The organism is Streptomyces sp. NPDC059247 (genome assembly GCF_042754005.1).
Taxonomy (GTDB): Bacteria; Actinomycetota; Actinomycetes; order Streptomycetales; family Streptomycetaceae; genus Streptomyces.
This window is the reverse complement of sequence record NZ_JBHYZW010000003.1, coordinates 460809-476563: the sequence shown is the minus strand read 5'-3', so window position 1 is coordinate 476563 and position 15755 is coordinate 460809. Positions and strand designations below refer to the sequence as shown.

Below are 15755 nucleotides of genomic sequence, written 5' to 3'. Positions count from 1 at the left end.
TTCAGGCACAGTTCAAGTGCCCGGGTCGGTCAGGCGCTCGCGGAGGCATGCCGTCGTCCCGTCGGGGACGCCGAGCCCCTCCCGTACGTATGCCTCCATCGACCCGTGCCGGACCGCGACCTCGTCGAGCGCCGCCTCCAGGTACTCGGGGACGACCCCGATCAGGTCGAGGGCCAGCTGCGGGTCGCCGCCCTGTGCGGTGAACCCCTCGATCATCGGCGCGAACGCCTGCCGCACCGCCGGGTTGACGGCGAGGTACTCCGTCCGCACGGTCCGCTCGTCCGCGCCGAGCAGCGACAGCAGGACCGTCGCGCCCCAGCCCGTCCGGTCCTTGCCCGCCGTGCAGTGGAAGAGCACGGGCCCCGCGTCCGGCCCGCCCAGCACGGTGAGCAGCGTCCGGTACGCGGTGCGCGCGGCCTCGCCGGAGACGAGGGTCCGGTAGGTGCGGGCGAACGCCTCCCTGACCCGGCCCCCGCCGAGGTGCTCCTCGGCGAGCGCCGGGTTCGAGAGCAGCGTTCTCAGCTGGGCGGCGGGCGGCAGCCCGCTGATCGACAGTTGGTCGGCGAGCACGTCCGCGAGGACCGCCCGCGCCCCGGCGGGCAGCCGGTCGGGCCGGGCGGTGCGCTCGTTCTCCGTGCGGAGGTCCACGACGGTGCGGACGCCGAGGCGGGCCACCACCGGTTCGGCGGGGTCGAGCCGGTCGAGCTGCGCGGACCGCAGGGCGAGTCCCGGACGGACGGTCCGGCCCCCGCCCAGCGGGAGACCGCCCAGGTCGCGCAGGTTGGCGACGGAGGTGGCGGGAATGGCGGGCATGGCGTCGGCTCCTCCGGCTCGTACGGGTCCGCGCCCGTGCGTACGTTCTGCTGCCGACCGTAAGGGAACACCCCGGTCCGGGCAGTTCCAGCGGATCCGTACCGGTACGACCGGCACCTGCGCGACCGGTGCCGATGCGACGGGTACCTGCGGGACCGGTACCCGTGCGACCGGCACCGACGCGATCGGTACCAGCGCGTCAGGGCCCGGTGAGCGCGGCCAGCACCTCCGCCTCCCGCTGCGGGGTGAGGCCGGGCGCCGGGCGGTCCGGTCGCTGCGGCGCGACCCCGCCGAGCGACTCCAGCCAGGCCCAGGTGTCGGCGACGGTCTCGTCGACCGGACGGCAGCGCAGCCCGGCGGCGAGCGCCTTGCCGACGTCGGCGGTGTGGATCATGTCGTACGTCCCGCCCGGCGGCAGCCACACCGGCAGCTCCGTCCACGGCGCGACACCGGCGGCGAGCAGCTCCTCGGGGCCGGTCCAGCGCAGCGAGGCACCGGAACCGGTGACCCGTACGCAGGCGTCGAGCAGCTCGCCCATGGTCGTCCGGCCGGGCGGACAGACCAGGTCGTACGGGCCGTGCAGCCCGGCGGACACCGCGTCGAGGGTCCATCCGGCGAGGTCGCGGGCGTCGATGTACTGGACCGGCAGCGTCCGGGGGCCGGGGGCGAGGACCGGGCCGCCGCGCGCGATCCGGCCGAGCCACCAGGGCAGACGGCCCACGTTCTCGTACGGGCCGAGGACGAGCCCCGCCCGGACGGACAGCGTCCGGTCCGCGCCGAACGCCCCCTCGGCCGCCAGCTCGCCGCCCCGCTTGGCCTCCGCGTACGGCACGTCCCCGGCGTCCGGGGAGCCGTCCACGACCGGGTCCTCCTCGGCGAGCCCGGCGGGCTCCGGTCCCGCGTACACGGACCGGCTCGACACGTACGCGTACCGGCCCGCCCGCCCGGCGAGCAGCCGGGCCGCGTCCCGCACCGCCGAGGGCGCGGCCGACCAGGTGTCCACGACGGCGTCCCAGGTCCCGTCGGCCAGCGCGGCCAGCCCCTCAGGGCCGGTCGTGCGGTCGCCGAGCAGGGTGGTCACCCCGGCGGGGGGTTCGTGCCGTCCGCGATGGAAGACGGTCACGTCCCAGCCCCGGGCGAGCGCGGTCTCGACGACCGCGCGGCCCACGAACTCCGTACCTCCGAGCATCAGCAGTCTCATGGGCCGAGCCTGCCGCGCCCTCCGGCCGGAGGCCAGGGGGTTCCGCTCGGGGAGGATTCCGCCACGGGAGGAACGGGCGAAGCGGAACGAACGAGACGCCCCGGGAGAGGTGCCGGACGCCCGGCGGACGTCACAGTCGCGTGAACGCCGCCACCGGAAGCGGAGGGGGGCTCGTGCCACACCCGTTCGGGTGACAACATGTCCGGCGATGACGGATGCCCGGTCGCCCCTGCGCGCCTTGAGAGCCGCCTTGTTCGCGGTGGTCTGCGTGGCCTTGGCCGCCGTGGGGCATTCGTCCATGTCTGCGCACCGGCTCCCGGCGGTGACCCTGCTCGCCGCGTTCGCCGCGACGACGGCCCTCGCCTGGGCCGCCGCGGGCCGCCGCCGGGGCGCGCCGACGGTCGCCGCCGCCATGGGGGTGCTCCAGGGCGCGCTCCACCTGATGTTCTCGACGGCGGGCGCCCACACGGGGCACCCCGCCCACCCGGCGACGGCGGCCCCCGCCCCCACCGCGCACGGCGTCCACGGCATGACCGGCCACCCCCTCGCGCCCCCCTCCGGCCTCATGGACAGGGGCGTCGGCGCGGACCCGGCCACGGGCGCCTCCATGGACCTCGTCTCCACCGGCGGTCTCGGCATGGCCGCCGTCCACCTCCTCGCCGCGCTCCTCTGCGGGCTCTGGCTGGCCCACGGCGAGGCCGCGTTCCTCACGCTGGCCCGCGCGGCCCTCGCGTACGCCTTCACCCCGGTCCGTCTGGCCCTCGCCCGGGTACGGGTCCCCGGCCCTCCGTGCCGCGTCCTCCGGCGGGCCCGCCGCGACGCCCGGCCGCCGGTCGCCGTCGTCCTCGCCCACAGCCTCTCCCGGCGCGGCCCGCCCCGGCCGCCCGCACCCCGCGCCACGACCCTCGGAGCACACGTCTGACCCGGGGGTCCCTTCCCCCTGTCCGTACCGTCCCCGAGGACACCCATGACCGTCGACGATCCCGCACGCCCGGAAACGCCCGAGGCGCCACCGTCGAAGCCCCGACAGCCCACCACGACCGAACCCACGACCGCGTCCGCCCCGGCCGACCCCACGACCGCATCCGCCACCACCGACCCCACGACCGCATCCGCCACGGCGACCGCCACCGGCCCCACGGCCACGGCCGAGCCCGCCCCCGCCGGACCGCCCGCCCGGCCCGGCACCTGGAGCGCGCTGCGCCCCCTCGTCCTCCGCGTCCACTTCTACGCGGGCGTCCTCGTCGCCCCGTTCCTCCTCGTCGCCGCCCTCAGCGGTCTGCTGTACGCGCTCTCCTTCCAGGCGGAGAAGATCGTGTACGCGCACGAACTGGAGGTCCCGGTCGGCGACACCGTCCTGCCGCTCTCCCAGCAGGTCCACAACGCCCGCAAGGTCAACCCGGGCGGCACCGTCACCGCGGTCTGGCCCGGCGCCGAACCCGGGGCGACCACCCGGGTCCTGATGGCCGACCCCGACGTCCCCGAAGGCACCTCGCTCGCCGTCTTCGTCGACCCGTACACCGGTGACGTACGCGGCCAGCTGCCCAGCTACGGCAGTTCCGGCGCCCTCCCGCTGCGCACCTGGACCGACGAACTCCACCGCGACCTGCACCTCGGCGAGTTCGGCCGCAACTACAGCGAACTCGCCGCGAGCTGGCTGTGGGTGGTCGCGCTCGGCGGGCTGTTCCTCTGGCTCGGCAGGCGCCGCCGCACCCGCCGCGCCCTGTTCCTCCCGGAGGGCGGCCCCGCCTCCCGCCGCCGCACCCTGTCCTGGCACGGCTCGGTCGGCCTGTGGGCGGTGACCGGACTCGTCCTGCTGTCCGCGACCGGACTGACCTGGTCCCGGTACGCGGGCGAGAACATCGGCGTCGTCCAGGACGGTCTCGGCGGCGCGACCCCCACCCTCACCGCGACCCTCGGCGGCGCGCCCGGCGGCTCCTCGGAGCACGAGGGCCACGGCGGCGGCCACACCGGCACCGCCCCCACCGCCCAGGGCCCCGACATCGGCATCGACCGGGCCCTCGAAGCGGCCCGCGCGGCGGGCATCGACAGCCCCCGCCTGTCCGTCGCGCCGCCCGCCGACGGCAAGGGGTACGTGATCAAGGAGACCGACACCCAGTTCCCGCTCCAGCTGGACTCGGTGGCGGTGGACCCGGCGGACGGCACGGTCATCGACCGGCTGGCCTTCGCCGACTACCCGCTGCTCGCCAAGCTCACCCGGATCGGCATCGACGCGCACAGCGGCGTGTTCCTCGGCCTGTTCAACCAACTGGCCCTGGCCGCCCTGGCCCTCGCCCTGGTCCTGCTGATCCTCTGGGGCTACCGCATGTGGTGGCTGCGCCGTCCGGGCCGCCCGGCGGCGCGCGGGGCGTGGCGGAGGATCCCGGCGCACCTGCTGCTCCCGCTGCTCGCGGGTACGGCCCTGGTGGCGTGGTTCGTCCCGCTGCTCGGCCTGAGCCTGCTGCTGTTCCTGGCGGTGGACCTCGCCCTGGCGCTGGTCGCCAGGATCAGGGCGAGGCCCACCCGGACCGGCTGATCAGGGGGTGTACTTGTAGCCGACCCGCCGCACGGTCTGGATCGTGTGGCGGTGCTCGGCGCCCAGCTTGCGGCGCAGCCGGGCCACGTGCACGTCGACCGTGCGGCCGTCGCCGACGTGCCCGTAGCCCCACACCGTGGTGACCAACTGGTCGCGGGTGTGGACCCGGTGGGGGTGCGCCACCAGATGGGCGAGGAGTTCGAACTCCAAGTACGTCAGGTCGAGGGCCTGTCCGTCGACGACGGCGAGCCGCTGGACCCCGTCGATCGTCACCGGACCCTGCTCCTCCGCCGGTGCGGACACCGGCGCGGGGGCGGGGGTGGCGACGGACGGCCGCTGCTGGTCGGCCGGTACGAGGACGAGGTACCCGACCATCGGCGGGCGGCCCGGCAGCGTCGGCAGGGTGTGCGGCGGGGCGGGCAGCAAGGTCGCGCCGGGCGGCAGGAAGTCCGCGACCTGGGCGAGGTCCACGACCTCGTTGGGGTCGACGGCGCGGAGCCGGTGCCGTCCCGGACGGACGGCGGTGAGGGAGGCACTCGGGGAGTGGACCTGGGGATGCGCCATGGAAGTCAGCTCTTTCGCGCGGAGAAACGGACGGACAGGAGTCGTACGTCGTGCGCGTGGGCCGAAGGCCGGGGACCGGACCGTGCCGATCGGGGCTTTAGAGGGCCGACGCGTTCCTCGCGCGGCAACACACCCGGTCGAAGTCGTGGTGCTGCCGGGAAGGCCAGAACGGCTCCAGGTCGTGACGACCCTTCGCGGTGTCGTTCTCTGTGATGGCCATATCCCTATTGAAGCAGAAGGGAATGGCCCCGACGAGCCCCGGACCGGCCAAACCCCGTGTAGTCCTTCCCACATGCCGGGAGGGACCCGGCCGCGCGGGGGGCACGGAACAGGCCCCCGTCACGCCGGGAGGCGCCCACCGCGAACGGTGGACGCCTCCCGTGGGAAAACCTTCGGAGCGGCGCGGATCAGACCTGGCCGGCCTTCTCCAGGGCCTCGCAGCAGGTGTCCACGATGAGCCGGGTCACCACGTACGGGTCGACGTTCGCGTTCGGACGCCGGTCCTCGATGTAGCCCTTCCGGTCCTGCTCGACCTGCCACGGGATGCGGACCGAGGCGCCGCGGTCCGAGACGCCGTAGGTGTACTCGTCCCAGGGGGCGGTCTCGTGCAGACCCGTCAGGCGCTCGTCGATGCCCGCGCCGTAGTTCTTGACGTGGTCCAGCGGCTTCGAGCCCTCGCCGAGGGACTCGCAGGCGGTGATGATCGCGTCGTAGCCCTCGCGCATCGCCCGGGTGGAGAAGTTGGTGTGCGCGCCCGCGCCGTTCCAGTCGCCCTTCACCGGCTTCGGGTCCAGCGTCGCCGTGACGTCGAAGTCCTCGGCCGTGCGGTACAGCAGCCAGCGGGCGATCCACAGCTGGTCCGAGACCTCCAGCGGGGCCAGCGGGCCGACCTGGAACTCCCACTGGCCGGGCATGACCTCGGCGTTGATGCCGGAGATGCCGAGACCGGCCGTGAGGCAGTTGTCCAGGTGCGCCTCGACGATCGGGCGGCCGTGGATCTCGTCCGCGCCGACACCGCAGTAGTAGCCGCCCTGCGGGGCGGGGAAGCCGTTGGCCGGGAAGCCCAGCGGACGGGTGCCCTCGAAGAAGGTGTACTCCTGCTCGATGCCGAAGATCGACTCCTGGGAGGCGTACCGGGCGGAGACCTCGGCGAGCGCGGCGCGGGTGTTCGACTCGTGCGGCGTCATGTCCGTGTTCAGGACCTCGCACAGCACCAGGATGTCGTCGCCGCCGCGGATCGGGTCCGGGCAGGAGAACACCGGGCGCAGCACGCGGTCCGAGGCGTGGCCCTTGGCCTGGTTCGTGCTGGAACCGTCGAAGCCCCAGAGCGGCAGTTCGTCGAGGGGGAGGACGTCACCCGCGATGATCTTCGTCTTGGAACGGAGCTTCGCGGTCGGCGCGGTGCCGTCGATCCAGATGTACTCAGCCTTGAAGGTCACGGGTCTCATCCTTTGGGCGTGCTGCTGCGGTGTTCGGTTTCGCTGTCGCAGCTTCGCAACACGGGATTTCCCGTCCGTGACCCTCGTGTGAACCCCGTGTTACACGAATGGCCCTGTGCGGAGGGATCGCGTACGGGGCGGTGGGCGGGCCCCGTACCGGCCGGTGGGCTGCGTCACACCGGACCCGTACCGGCCGGTGAGCGGCGTCACACGGGCCGGTGGGGCGCGTCCGCGCAGTCCTCCGACAGCTCCTTCAGCCGCCGCCCGACCGTCCCGGCGTCCAGGAACGGCCCGAGCCCCGCCGCCCGTACCCGTCGCACCAGCTCCGCGTACGAGGTGCCCAGCGCCTCGGCCGTCCGCTCCAGGTGCCAGTCGCAGTCCGCGAGCCGCCGCAGCAGGTACCCCTTGCGGATCTGCTTCTCCGACAATCGGAAGGTCTTCAGATAGGCCGTCCGCCCCTTCCTGTCGGTGATCACCTCACCGATGTGCTGCTCGCGCCCGCCCCGTTCGAACGGCGGCAGGAACCGGTACAGACCGAACGGCCCGGCCCGGTGCACGCGCTCGAAGGCGTACGGGGTCTCCAGGAGGTCCCGCGCCATCAGACCGTCGTGCGCCACCGCCCACGCCCGCTCCTGCTCCCGGGCCGCCGCCCGCAGGTCGGCCAGGGTACGGATGCCCCCGGCCCCGTCCCTGATCCGCGCGGTGAACTCGGGCACCGCGCCGCCGTAGTACGCGTACTGGTGCACCAGCTCCCCGTACAGGTCCTCCACCAGCGTCGGATGCAGCAGCCGGTAGTCGTCCGGGTGCGGCACCACGAAGGCCGCGGCCAGCGAGTCGGCCACGTAGAGCAGCAGCCCGCACTGACCCGGATGCACCTCGAAGACCCGCAGCGCCTCCGCGAGCCCCGGCACCGCCCACCCCGCGTACGCCGCCTCCGCGCGCGGCGACAGACCGTGCCGCAGCGCCTCCCGCGACCACTCGTCCCAGACGATCGACGGCCCGCCGAAGTGCAGCGCGAGATACCCCTCCAGGGCCAGGTGCAGGGGCAGGAAGCGGAGCCGCCGCTCCACCCGTCCGTCCCTGTCGCGCCGCCGCTTCGCCATCCGGTGGATGCGGCGCACGGGCAGACAGGACGACGGCCCGGTGCCGCCTTCCCCCGCCCGGTCCCGGTCCCGGTCCCGGCCGTCCGCCTCCCCGCCGAGGAGCGTCCCGTACGCGGCGGCCTCGGCGCCCCGCCCGGTCCCCGACCAGTCGGCGACGAAACCGTGCGGGACGTACGAGGTGTAGGTGGTCCGGTCGGGCAGCTCCACCGAGCCGAGCCCCCCGTACAGCTCCCGGCGCAGCCGCAGCCCGGGGACGGGCTCGGCCCGCACCAGCGGCACCAGCCGCACCCCGCCCCACACCTGCGCGGGCCGCACGTCGAGCCCCGTCAGATCGATCCTGGTCACGCCCGCTCCTCCACCCCGCCGATGGCACTGCCGCCCGGCCGATCCGCCGCCCCGCCTTCCGGGACGGGCCCCGGCTGCTCGCCCGGCGCGTCGCCCGGCTGGCCGTCGGGCCCCGCCCCCGCACTCGCCGCCGACCCCGCGCCCGCCGCCGTGAGGAACAGCTCCACCCGCCGGTCGAGATACGCCCGCAGCTCCCCGAAGCCCGTCCGGCCCTCCGCGAACTGCGCGATCTCCACCAGCGCCGCCAGGTCCTCCGCGTCCCTGATGCCCGCCACCGGCACGCCCGGAGCCAGGGCGCGCACGTCGAAACCCTCCGCGTCGTACACGGGGTTCAGATGCACCACGCTGGTCCGCCGCTCCGGATCGAGCCGCGTCCGCCACACCCGCAGCACCTCGCCCGCGAGCCCCGGCGGAGCGTTGTCCCAGCCGTCCGACACGATCACCAGCCGGTCGGGACCGGTCTCCAGCGCGTCCAGGACGCGCGAGCCCAGCGGAGTCGGCCCGTACGGCCGGACGAGCAGCGCGTCGTCACCGCCCGACGTCCACAGCGGGACGTACGCCCCCGGAGCCGCGAGGGCCTCCAGGAGGAAGTGGCAGCCCAGCGCGACGGCCAGCGGACGGCGCCGCTTCACCGCCGAACCCGACGAGGAGAAACTGTCGTCGAGGACACCGGTGACCCGGCCCCAGCTCCCGGCGTACGGCCCCGCGGCCCGCCGCGCCGCCGCCCGCAGCGCCCCCGTCAGCTCGGCCCGCCGCGCCACCCGCTCGCCGAACGGCAGCGAGAGCACGTACACGGCGAGCCGGGTCAGCGGCATGGCGGACAGATCGGCCGCCCGCGCCGTCCGCAGCCGTTCGAGACGGGTCATCCGGGGCGCGATCCGCTCCAGGAACACCGGCCGGGGCACCCCGTGCGCGGCGGCGAAGCCCTCCGCGACCGTGAACGGCAGCTCGTACAGGGCTCCCTGCTCGTACCTGGCCCGGCGGAACGCGTCGAGCGTCGGGTTCTCGTACCGGACCCGGCGGCGCGGCGCGAACAGGAAGTCCCCGGTCTCGGCGTCGGGCAGCCGCCCGTGGACATGGCGCAGGGCCGCCTTGAGACCGGACCGGTACTTCACCGCGTCGTGCGCGGGATCGCGACGGGCCGCGAGCCAGTCGCGGACGATCGCGCGGGTGCGCCGGTTGTTGACCCCGGCCGCGCGCAGCGCGCGGAACAGCCGGTAGACCCGCTGCGGCGGCAGCAGTGCGAGCCGCGCCGCGATCAGCCGCCCCTCGGCCCGCTTCTCCTCGGCTCCACCGGCCTCGTCGGCGGTGCGCAGCAGCCCCTCGACGACGAGGGCGGCGTTGTGGTGGTTGATGTCGAGCGCCAGGGAAGCCGCGTACACGGGGCGGTAGTTGACCCGCACGTACTCGTGGACGAACGCCAGCGAGAAACGCTGGGCGGCGGCCGAGGAGCGGAACTCGCGCTGTCCGGTGGCGGTCACGGCGGCATTGACGAAGAGGAGCACGTCCTCGGCGGCGACGAGCTCGGACAAGGCTCCCCCTCGGCTCTTCCCCCGGCATGGACGCCGGCCGGGGAATGAGGGCACGAACAGCGAAGACGTTGCTTCAGAGGCAGGTTCCGGAAGTCGCACCGAAGTCCCGCGGCCGGCGGGGAAACGCTAACACCCGGAAGGGGGAGGGGAGCGAGCGGATTTCCGGGCCTGCCGGGGCGGGGACGCGGGGCGGTGCGTCGGACGGTCCGGCGGCTCGGGCTCCGGCTCCGGCTCCGGGCCGGAGGCGTAGCCATGGAGCGGTCCGGCCCCGGTTGTCGGTGGCGACCGGCAGACTGGGGCCATGGTGAAGCACCTGGGCGGGAAGCCCCGTATCGGACTCCTCGGCACCGGCCCCTGGGCCGGAAACACGCACGCGCCCGCGCTGGCCGGGCATCCGGGGATCGAGTTCAGCGGGGTGTGGGGCAGACGCCCCGAGGCGGCGGTCGACCTCGCCGCCGCCTCGGGCACGCGCGCGTACGACGACGTGGACGCCCTGTTCGCCGCCAGCGACGCCGTGGCGCTCGCGCTCCCGCCGGACGTCCAGGCGCCCCTGGCCGTGCGGGCGGCCGAGGCGGGCTGCCACGTGCTGCTCGACAAGCCGGTCGCCACGACGGTGGAGGGGGCGCGCGCGGTGGCGGAGGCGGTGGAGGGGGCCGGGGTCGCGTCCGTGGTGTTCTGCACCCTGCGCTTCGCGGAGCCGACGGCCCGCTGGATCGCGGAACGGACGGCGGAGGACGGCTGGTTCCTGGCCGAGGGGCACTGGCTCGGCTCGCTCTACGGCCCCGGTTCGGACAGCGCGTACGCGTCCTCGCCGTGGCGCAGGGAGAAGGGCGGCCTGTGGGACGTGGGCCCGCACCTGCTCTCCGTCCTGCTGCCGGTGCTCGGCGACGTCACCGGGATCACCGCGGTCCGGGGCGCGGCGGACAGCCACCATCTGGTGCTGCGGCACGCCTCGGGCGCGAGCAGCACGGCCACCCTCACCCTGAGCGCCCCGGCGGAGGCGGCGGAGGCGGCCCTCACGCTGTACGGCACCGGCGGCCGGGCCGAACTCCCGCGCTGGGACGGGGCGGTGGACGCGTTCGGCGCGGCGGTGGACGCCCTGACCGAAGCGGCCCGCACGGGCGACCCCCACCCGTGCGACGCCCGCTTCGGCCTGCGCCTCACGGAGATCCTGACGAAGGCGGAGGAACTGGCGGGCTGAGCAGGGCCGCCGGTCGGTCCGGCGGGAGCGGGGACGGCGACCGGCGCGGGCGCCGGACGAGTGCGGGCCGCGCGTGGCCGACCCGGCGGCCCCCGCGTACGCCACCGGCCGGGGCGGGAGCCGGTCCCGCCACGGGCGCTGGCCGCCGGGAGGCGCTCTCCGGGACGCGGGACGAGCCGGAGCGACACGACCGCGTCGGGCGTCCGCGCGCCGGGCAGGAGCGGATCGACTGCGGACGCCGACCCGGTTCGACGTCCTCTGCGGATGCCCAAACCGGATGCTCGGACGGATGCCCGGACCGGGCGACCGCCTACCGACTGAGCCTGTTCATGCGCGCCTCTACGCACGGCCCCGCCACCGAGCCGGAACACGGTCGAGCGCCGCGAGACGGCCGCCCACTACAGGGCCGGAGCCCAATCTCGCCCTCCCGCCCTCCCGCCCTCCCGGCGGGCCCGGAAGGCTAGCGGGCCCGGGTCTCTTCCAGGGCCTCCCGCAGGGCCGCGCACAGGGCGTCCAGGGCGGGGCCGTACGACCGTTCCGGCGGGGTGGCGTATCCGACGACGAGGCCGTCGGGGAGACCTCCGGGTACGGGCTCCGCGTCGGGATGCCGGTAGGGGGCGAGGCCCTCCACGGCGACCCCGTGCCGGGCGGCGGCGGCGAGCACCGCCCGTTCGGTGCCGGACGGCAGTCCCACCACGGCGTGCAGCCCGGCGGCGATCCCCGTCACCCGCACCCCCGGCACCCGCTCGGCGAGCACCGCCACGAGCCGGTCGCGGCGGGCCCGGTGCCGCTGCCGCATCCGCCGGACGTGCCGGTCGTACCCGCCGGATACCAGGAACTCCGCTAGGGTCAGCTGGTCCAGGGCGGAGGTGTGCGGCTCGCGCAGCCCCTTCGCGGCGACGACCGGTTCCACCAGGGAACCCGGCAGGCACATCCAGCCGATCCGCAGCGCGGGGGAGAGGCTCTTGCTGACGGAACCGAGGAAGACGGTCCGGTCGGGATCGAGCGCCTGCACCGCGCCCACCGGCCGCCGGTCATAACGGAACTCCCCGTCGTAGTCGTCCTCGACGACCAGACCGCCGGAGGCCCGCGCCCACTCCAGGGCGTCGGCCCGGCGCCCGGGGTGCAGAGGTCCGCCGGTGGGGAACTGGTGGGCCGGGGTGAGGAGCACCGCGCGGGCGTGCCGGGGGAGGTCGGCGGTCCGCGCCCCCTCCGCGTCGACGGCGACCGGCACGGTGGCGACCCCGGCCCCGGCGAGGAGCCCCCGGTGGAAGGGGAGCCCGTAGGCCTCGACGGCCCACGGGCCCGGGCCGAGGACCCGTGCGAGCAGCCGCAGGGCGTGCGCGGCGCCCGAGCAGATCACGATCCGCTCCGGGGAGGTCCGGACGCCCCGGACGCGCGCGAGGTACTCGGCGAGCGCCCGCCGCAACTCGGTCCGGCCGTACGGGTCGCCGATCCCGAAGGCCTCGTCGGGCGCGTCGGTCAGCGCCCGCCGGGCAGCCGCGAGCCAGGCGGCGCGCGGGAAGGCGGCGGGGTCGGGCTTGCCCTGCACGAGGTCGTACGGGAGGGGCGGCGGCGCGGTGGTCCGTACGGGCCCGGGGGAGGGGGCGGCGACCCGCTCGGCGACCCGGGTGCCGGAGCCCTGACGGGAGGTGAGCCAGCCCTCGGCGACCAGTTCGGCGTAGGCGTCGGCGACGGTGTTCCGGGCGACGCCGAGATCGGCGGCGAGCGTCCGGTAGGGCGGCAGCGGGGTGCCGGGGGCGAGCCGCCCGTGGCGCACGGCCTCGCGCAGGGCCCCGATGAGCGCGGCCCGACGGCTTCCGGCCCCGCTCAGATCGAGATGCAGATCGACCCCGAGCCCACCGGGCGGGGCTGCCGGGGAGGGAGCGGGGGAGGGGGTGGGGGAGGTCACGGGAGCCGGCGGGAGAGGGCGTCCCTGACGGCCTCCTCGGACCGGCCGACGACGGCGGTGCCGTCCTCGGCGGTGATGAGGGGCCGCTGGATCAGCCGGGGATGGGCGGACAGGGCGTCGATCCACCGGTCGCGGTGGGCGGCGTCGCGGCCCCAGTCCTTCAGCCCCAGTTCCCCGGCGACGGCCTCCTGGGTCCGGGCGATGTCCCACGGTTCGAGCCCGAGCCGGTCGAGCACGCCCCGGATCTCGTCGGAGGTGGGGACGTCCTCCAGATAGCGCCGGACGGTGTAGTCGGCGCCCTCGGCGTCGAGCAGCGCGAGCGCTCCACGGCACTTGGAACAGTCGGGATTGATCCAGATCTCCATGGCCCACACGGTACCCCCCAAGGCCCGCTCCACCACCCCCCAAACCCTGTCTGGCCAGGGGCGATTGTCAGTGGGGGGCACTAAAATGGGGGGTGAAGGTGAGGGTCCCGGGGAGGGCCCGCACCCCGCCGTTCGCCAGGAGGTAGCCCATGGCTCTCGCCGTGATCCGGACACCGTCCCTCGAACCCTGGAAGCCCCTGCGCAGGCAGCCGCTCCCGGCGGGCCGCCCCCGCGAGTGGTACGTGTCGCACAACAGGCGCCTGAAGGCCATGCGCCTGGCCATCGCCCTCCTCGACGCGGGCGTCTACGTCCCGTCGAAGGCGACGAACACGAAAATACGCACCACGGCCACCACCCTGGGCATCCACCCGCCCTCCGACACCACCTGCCGCATGGTCCGCACCCTGATCCGCTACGGCCGCTGACCCCGGGAATCCGGCGGGGCGACGGCGAAGGCCGCCGCCCCCGAACCGGGGGCGGCGGCCTTCGTGGGAACGCGCGCGCTCTACAGGTCGTAGTACAGCTCGAACTCGTGCGGGTGCGGGCGGAGCTGGATCGGGGCGATCTCGTTGGTGCGCTTGTAGTCGATCCAGGTCTCGATCAGGTCCGAGGTGAAGACGCCGCCGGCCTGGAGGTACTCGTTGTCCTCCTCCAGGGCGGAGAGGACGGCCTCCAGGTTGGTGGGGACCTGGGGGACGTTGGCGTGCTCCTCGGGAGCCAGCTCGTAGAGGTCCTTGTCGATCGGCTCCATCGGCTCGATCTTGTTCTTGACGCCGTCGAGGCCCGCGAGGAGCAGCGCCGAGAAGGCGAGGTACGGGTTCGAGGACGGGTCCGGCGCGCGGAACTCGACGCGCTTGGCCTTCGGGTTCGAGCCCGTGATCGGGATGCGCATGGCGGCGGAGCGGTTGCGCTGCGAGTACACCATGTTGACCGGCGCCTCGAAGCCCGGCACCAGGCGGTGGTACGAGTTCACCGTCGGGTTGGTGAAGGCGAGCAGCGACGGGGCGTGCTTGAGGATGCCGCCGATGTAGTAGCGGGCGGTGTCCGAGAGGCCCGCGTAGCCGGTCTCGTCGTAGAACAGCGGGTCGCCGTTGGCCCACAGCGACTGGTGGACGTGCATCCCCGAGCCGTTGTCGCCGAAGATCGGCTTCGGCATGAAGGTCGCGGTCTTGCCGTTGCGCCAGGCGACGTTCTTCACGATGTACTTGAAGAGCATCAGGTCGTCGGCCGCGGCGAGCAGCGTGTTGAACTTGTAGTTGATCTCGGCCTGGCCGGCGGTGCCGACCTCGTGGTGCTGGCGCTCGACCTGGAGGCCGACGTTCTCCAGCTCCAGGGAGATCTCCGAGCGCAGGTCGGCGAAGTGGTCGACCGGCGGGGCCGGGAAGTAGCCGCCCTTGTAACGGACCTTGTAGCCGCGGTTGTTCTCCTCGGAACCGGTGTTCCAGGCGCCGGCCTCGGAGTCGATGTGGTAGAAGCCCTGGTTCGCCGAGGTCTCGAAGCGGACCGAGTCGAAGACGTAGAACTCGGCCTCGGGGCCGAAGTACGCGGTGTCGGCGATGCCGGTGGAGGCGAGGTACGCCTCGGCCTTCTTCGCGATGTTGCGCGGGTCACGGCTGTACTGCTCGCCCGTGATCGGGTCGTGGATGAAGAAGTTGATGTTGAGCGTCTTGTCGCGGCGGAAGGGGTCCACACGGGCCGTCGACAGGTCGGCGCGGAGCGACATGTCGGACTCGTGGATGGCCTGGAAGCCGCGGATCGACGAGCCGTCGAACGCGAGCTCCTCCGACGGGTCGAAGGCCGTGGCCGGGATCGAGAAGTGCTGCATCACGCCCGGGAGGTCGCAGAACCGGACGTCGACCATCTTGACGTCGTTGTCCTTGATGAACTTGTTGACCTCGTCGGCGTTCTGGAACCCGTGCTTCTCGGACATCCAACTCCTCCTACTCCCGGCCCGGGGAGGGGCGGGGTTGCAGCTCGGTCGTGCGGCCAGTGCGGTGGCCCACGCTGGACCCGACCATAGGCAGACGGGATTTCTCAAGCATGACCCAATTGTTTCGTCGAAGTTAACCGGGGTGGGTGTCTCCCCGGGGCCGTACCGCGCTCCGGCCCGCCCGCCGTCCCCGTACGGCCCGCTCGATCCGGGCTTCGCCCACCCGGACCCAAGTGATCGAAAACGGGCACAGTACCGTGGTCGGGTGGACAACAGGCAAGCACTCGGATCTTGGCTCTCCGGCCCCCGCGCGGCGGCCGAGGACGCAGGCGTCGACTTCGGCTACCGCGGTCAGCAGCTGGGGCTGCCCGAGGAGGGCCCCGGTTCGATCGCCCGTCCCGGGCGGCGTCTCGGCGCCCTCGCCGTCGACTGGGCCCTCTGCACGCTGATCGCATACGGCCTGATCACCAACGGCTACAACCAGGCCACCGGCAACTGGGCCCTGGTCATCCTGCTCGTCCTGAGCGTCCTGACGGTCGGCACCGTGGGCTCGACGCCCGGCAAGCGCCTCTTCGGTCTGCGGGTCGTCTCGGCGCGCGGCGGGCGCCTCGGCCTCCCGCGCGTCGCGCTGCGGTCGCTGCTCGTCTGCCTGGCGATCCCGGCCCTCATCTGGGACCGCGACGGGCGCGGCCTCCACGACCGGCTCTCCGGCGCCGTCCAGGTCCGCATCTGATCCCTCGCCCCCCGCTCGCCCGTACGGCCCGTGCCCACGGAGACCCGTGCCGTACGGGTGCCGTACGCGGACTCGTACACG

General features: G+C 74.3%; 14 protein-coding genes. 5 read left to right on the top strand and 9 right to left on the bottom strand.

What is annotated here, in order from left to right; genetic code table 11:
- Positions 1-12: 12 nt before the first annotated feature.
- Complete coding sequence (locus ACFXGN_RS09170; RefSeq protein ID WP_384855494.1) at positions 13-813, bottom strand: tyrosine-protein phosphatase; 801 nt, start codon at positions 811-813, stop codon at positions 13-15.
- A 199-nt stretch (positions 814-1012) separates the two neighbouring features.
- Positions 1013-2014 (bottom strand): NAD-dependent epimerase/dehydratase family protein, encoded by a 1002-nt coding sequence (locus ACFXGN_RS09165; protein WP_384855491.1) that lies wholly within the window; start codon positions 2012-2014, stop codon positions 1013-1015.
- Positions 2015-2312: 298 nt separating this feature from the next.
- On the opposite strand from ACFXGN_RS09165, the gene ACFXGN_RS09160 reads away from it, so the two are divergent.
- Positions 2313-2936, top strand: a complete 624-nt coding sequence (locus ACFXGN_RS09160) for a hypothetical protein (protein ID WP_384855488.1) — start codon at positions 2313-2315, stop codon at positions 2934-2936.
- Between the two features lie 45 nt (positions 2937-2981).
- Entirely contained in the window at positions 2982-4550 is a 1569-nt protein-coding gene (locus tag ACFXGN_RS09155) for a PepSY-associated TM helix domain-containing protein (RefSeq protein ID WP_384855485.1), read from the top strand.
- On the opposite strand, the gene ACFXGN_RS09150 is transcribed toward ACFXGN_RS09155, so the two are convergent.
- The 4 genes from ACFXGN_RS09150 to ACFXGN_RS09135 form a co-directional block, all read right to left on the bottom strand.
- On the bottom strand, positions 4551-5114 hold the full coding sequence (locus ACFXGN_RS09150) for a winged helix-turn-helix domain-containing protein (RefSeq protein ID WP_384855482.1): 564 nt from the start codon (positions 5112-5114) through the stop codon (positions 4551-4553).
- 407 nt (positions 5115-5521) lie between these two features.
- Positions 5522-6553, bottom strand: a complete 1032-nt coding sequence (gene glnII / locus ACFXGN_RS09145) for a glutamine synthetase (protein WP_384855480.1) — start codon at positions 6551-6553, stop codon at positions 5522-5524.
- Between the two features lie 206 nt (positions 6554-6759).
- On the bottom strand, positions 6760-8001 hold the full coding sequence (locus ACFXGN_RS09140; protein WP_384855477.1) for a hypothetical protein: 1242 nt from the start codon (positions 7999-8001) through the stop codon (positions 6760-6762).
- Positions 7998-9533, bottom strand: a complete 1536-nt coding sequence (locus ACFXGN_RS09135; protein WP_384855474.1) for a hypothetical protein — start codon at positions 9531-9533, stop codon at positions 7998-8000. Before ACFXGN_RS09135 ends, ACFXGN_RS09140 begins: the two co-directional genes overlap by 4 nt.
- A gap of 301 nt (positions 9534-9834) precedes the next feature.
- Between ACFXGN_RS09135 and ACFXGN_RS09130 the strand changes: the two genes are divergently transcribed.
- Positions 9835-10734: a Gfo/Idh/MocA family protein gene (locus ACFXGN_RS09130; RefSeq protein WP_384855472.1), complete on the top strand. Its 900-nt coding sequence runs from the start codon at positions 9835-9837 to the stop codon at positions 10732-10734.
- Between the two features lie 460 nt (positions 10735-11194).
- Here the strand turns inward: ACFXGN_RS09130 and ACFXGN_RS09125 are convergent, their stop codons facing one another.
- Positions 11195-12646: a PLP-dependent aminotransferase family protein gene (locus tag ACFXGN_RS09125; protein WP_384855469.1), complete on the bottom strand. Its 1452-nt coding sequence runs from the start codon at positions 12644-12646 to the stop codon at positions 11195-11197.
- Complete coding sequence (locus ACFXGN_RS09120; protein ID WP_384855466.1) at positions 12643-13011, bottom strand: arsenate reductase family protein; 369 nt, start codon at positions 13009-13011, stop codon at positions 12643-12645. The genes ACFXGN_RS09125 and ACFXGN_RS09120 overlap by 4 nt, the downstream gene beginning before the upstream one ends.
- A gap of 149 nt (positions 13012-13160) precedes the next feature.
- On the opposite strand from ACFXGN_RS09120, the gene ACFXGN_RS09115 reads away from it, so the two are divergent.
- Positions 13161-13436 (top strand): hypothetical protein, encoded by a 276-nt coding sequence (locus ACFXGN_RS09115; protein ID WP_351779623.1) that lies wholly within the window; start codon positions 13161-13163, stop codon positions 13434-13436.
- Between the two features lie 80 nt (positions 13437-13516).
- Here ACFXGN_RS09115 and glnA read toward each other — a convergent pair whose 3' ends face one another.
- A complete protein-coding gene (gene glnA, locus ACFXGN_RS09110; RefSeq protein WP_384855464.1) occupies positions 13517-14941 on the bottom strand; it encodes a type I glutamate--ammonia ligase in 1425 nt (474 codons plus the stop codon).
- A 265-nt stretch (positions 14942-15206) separates the two neighbouring features.
- Between glnA and ACFXGN_RS09105 the strand changes: the two genes are divergently transcribed.
- Positions 15207-15674, top strand: a complete 468-nt coding sequence (locus tag ACFXGN_RS09105) for an RDD family protein (RefSeq protein ID WP_366441517.1) — start codon at positions 15207-15209, stop codon at positions 15672-15674.
- Positions 15675-15755: the final 81 nt, after the last annotated feature.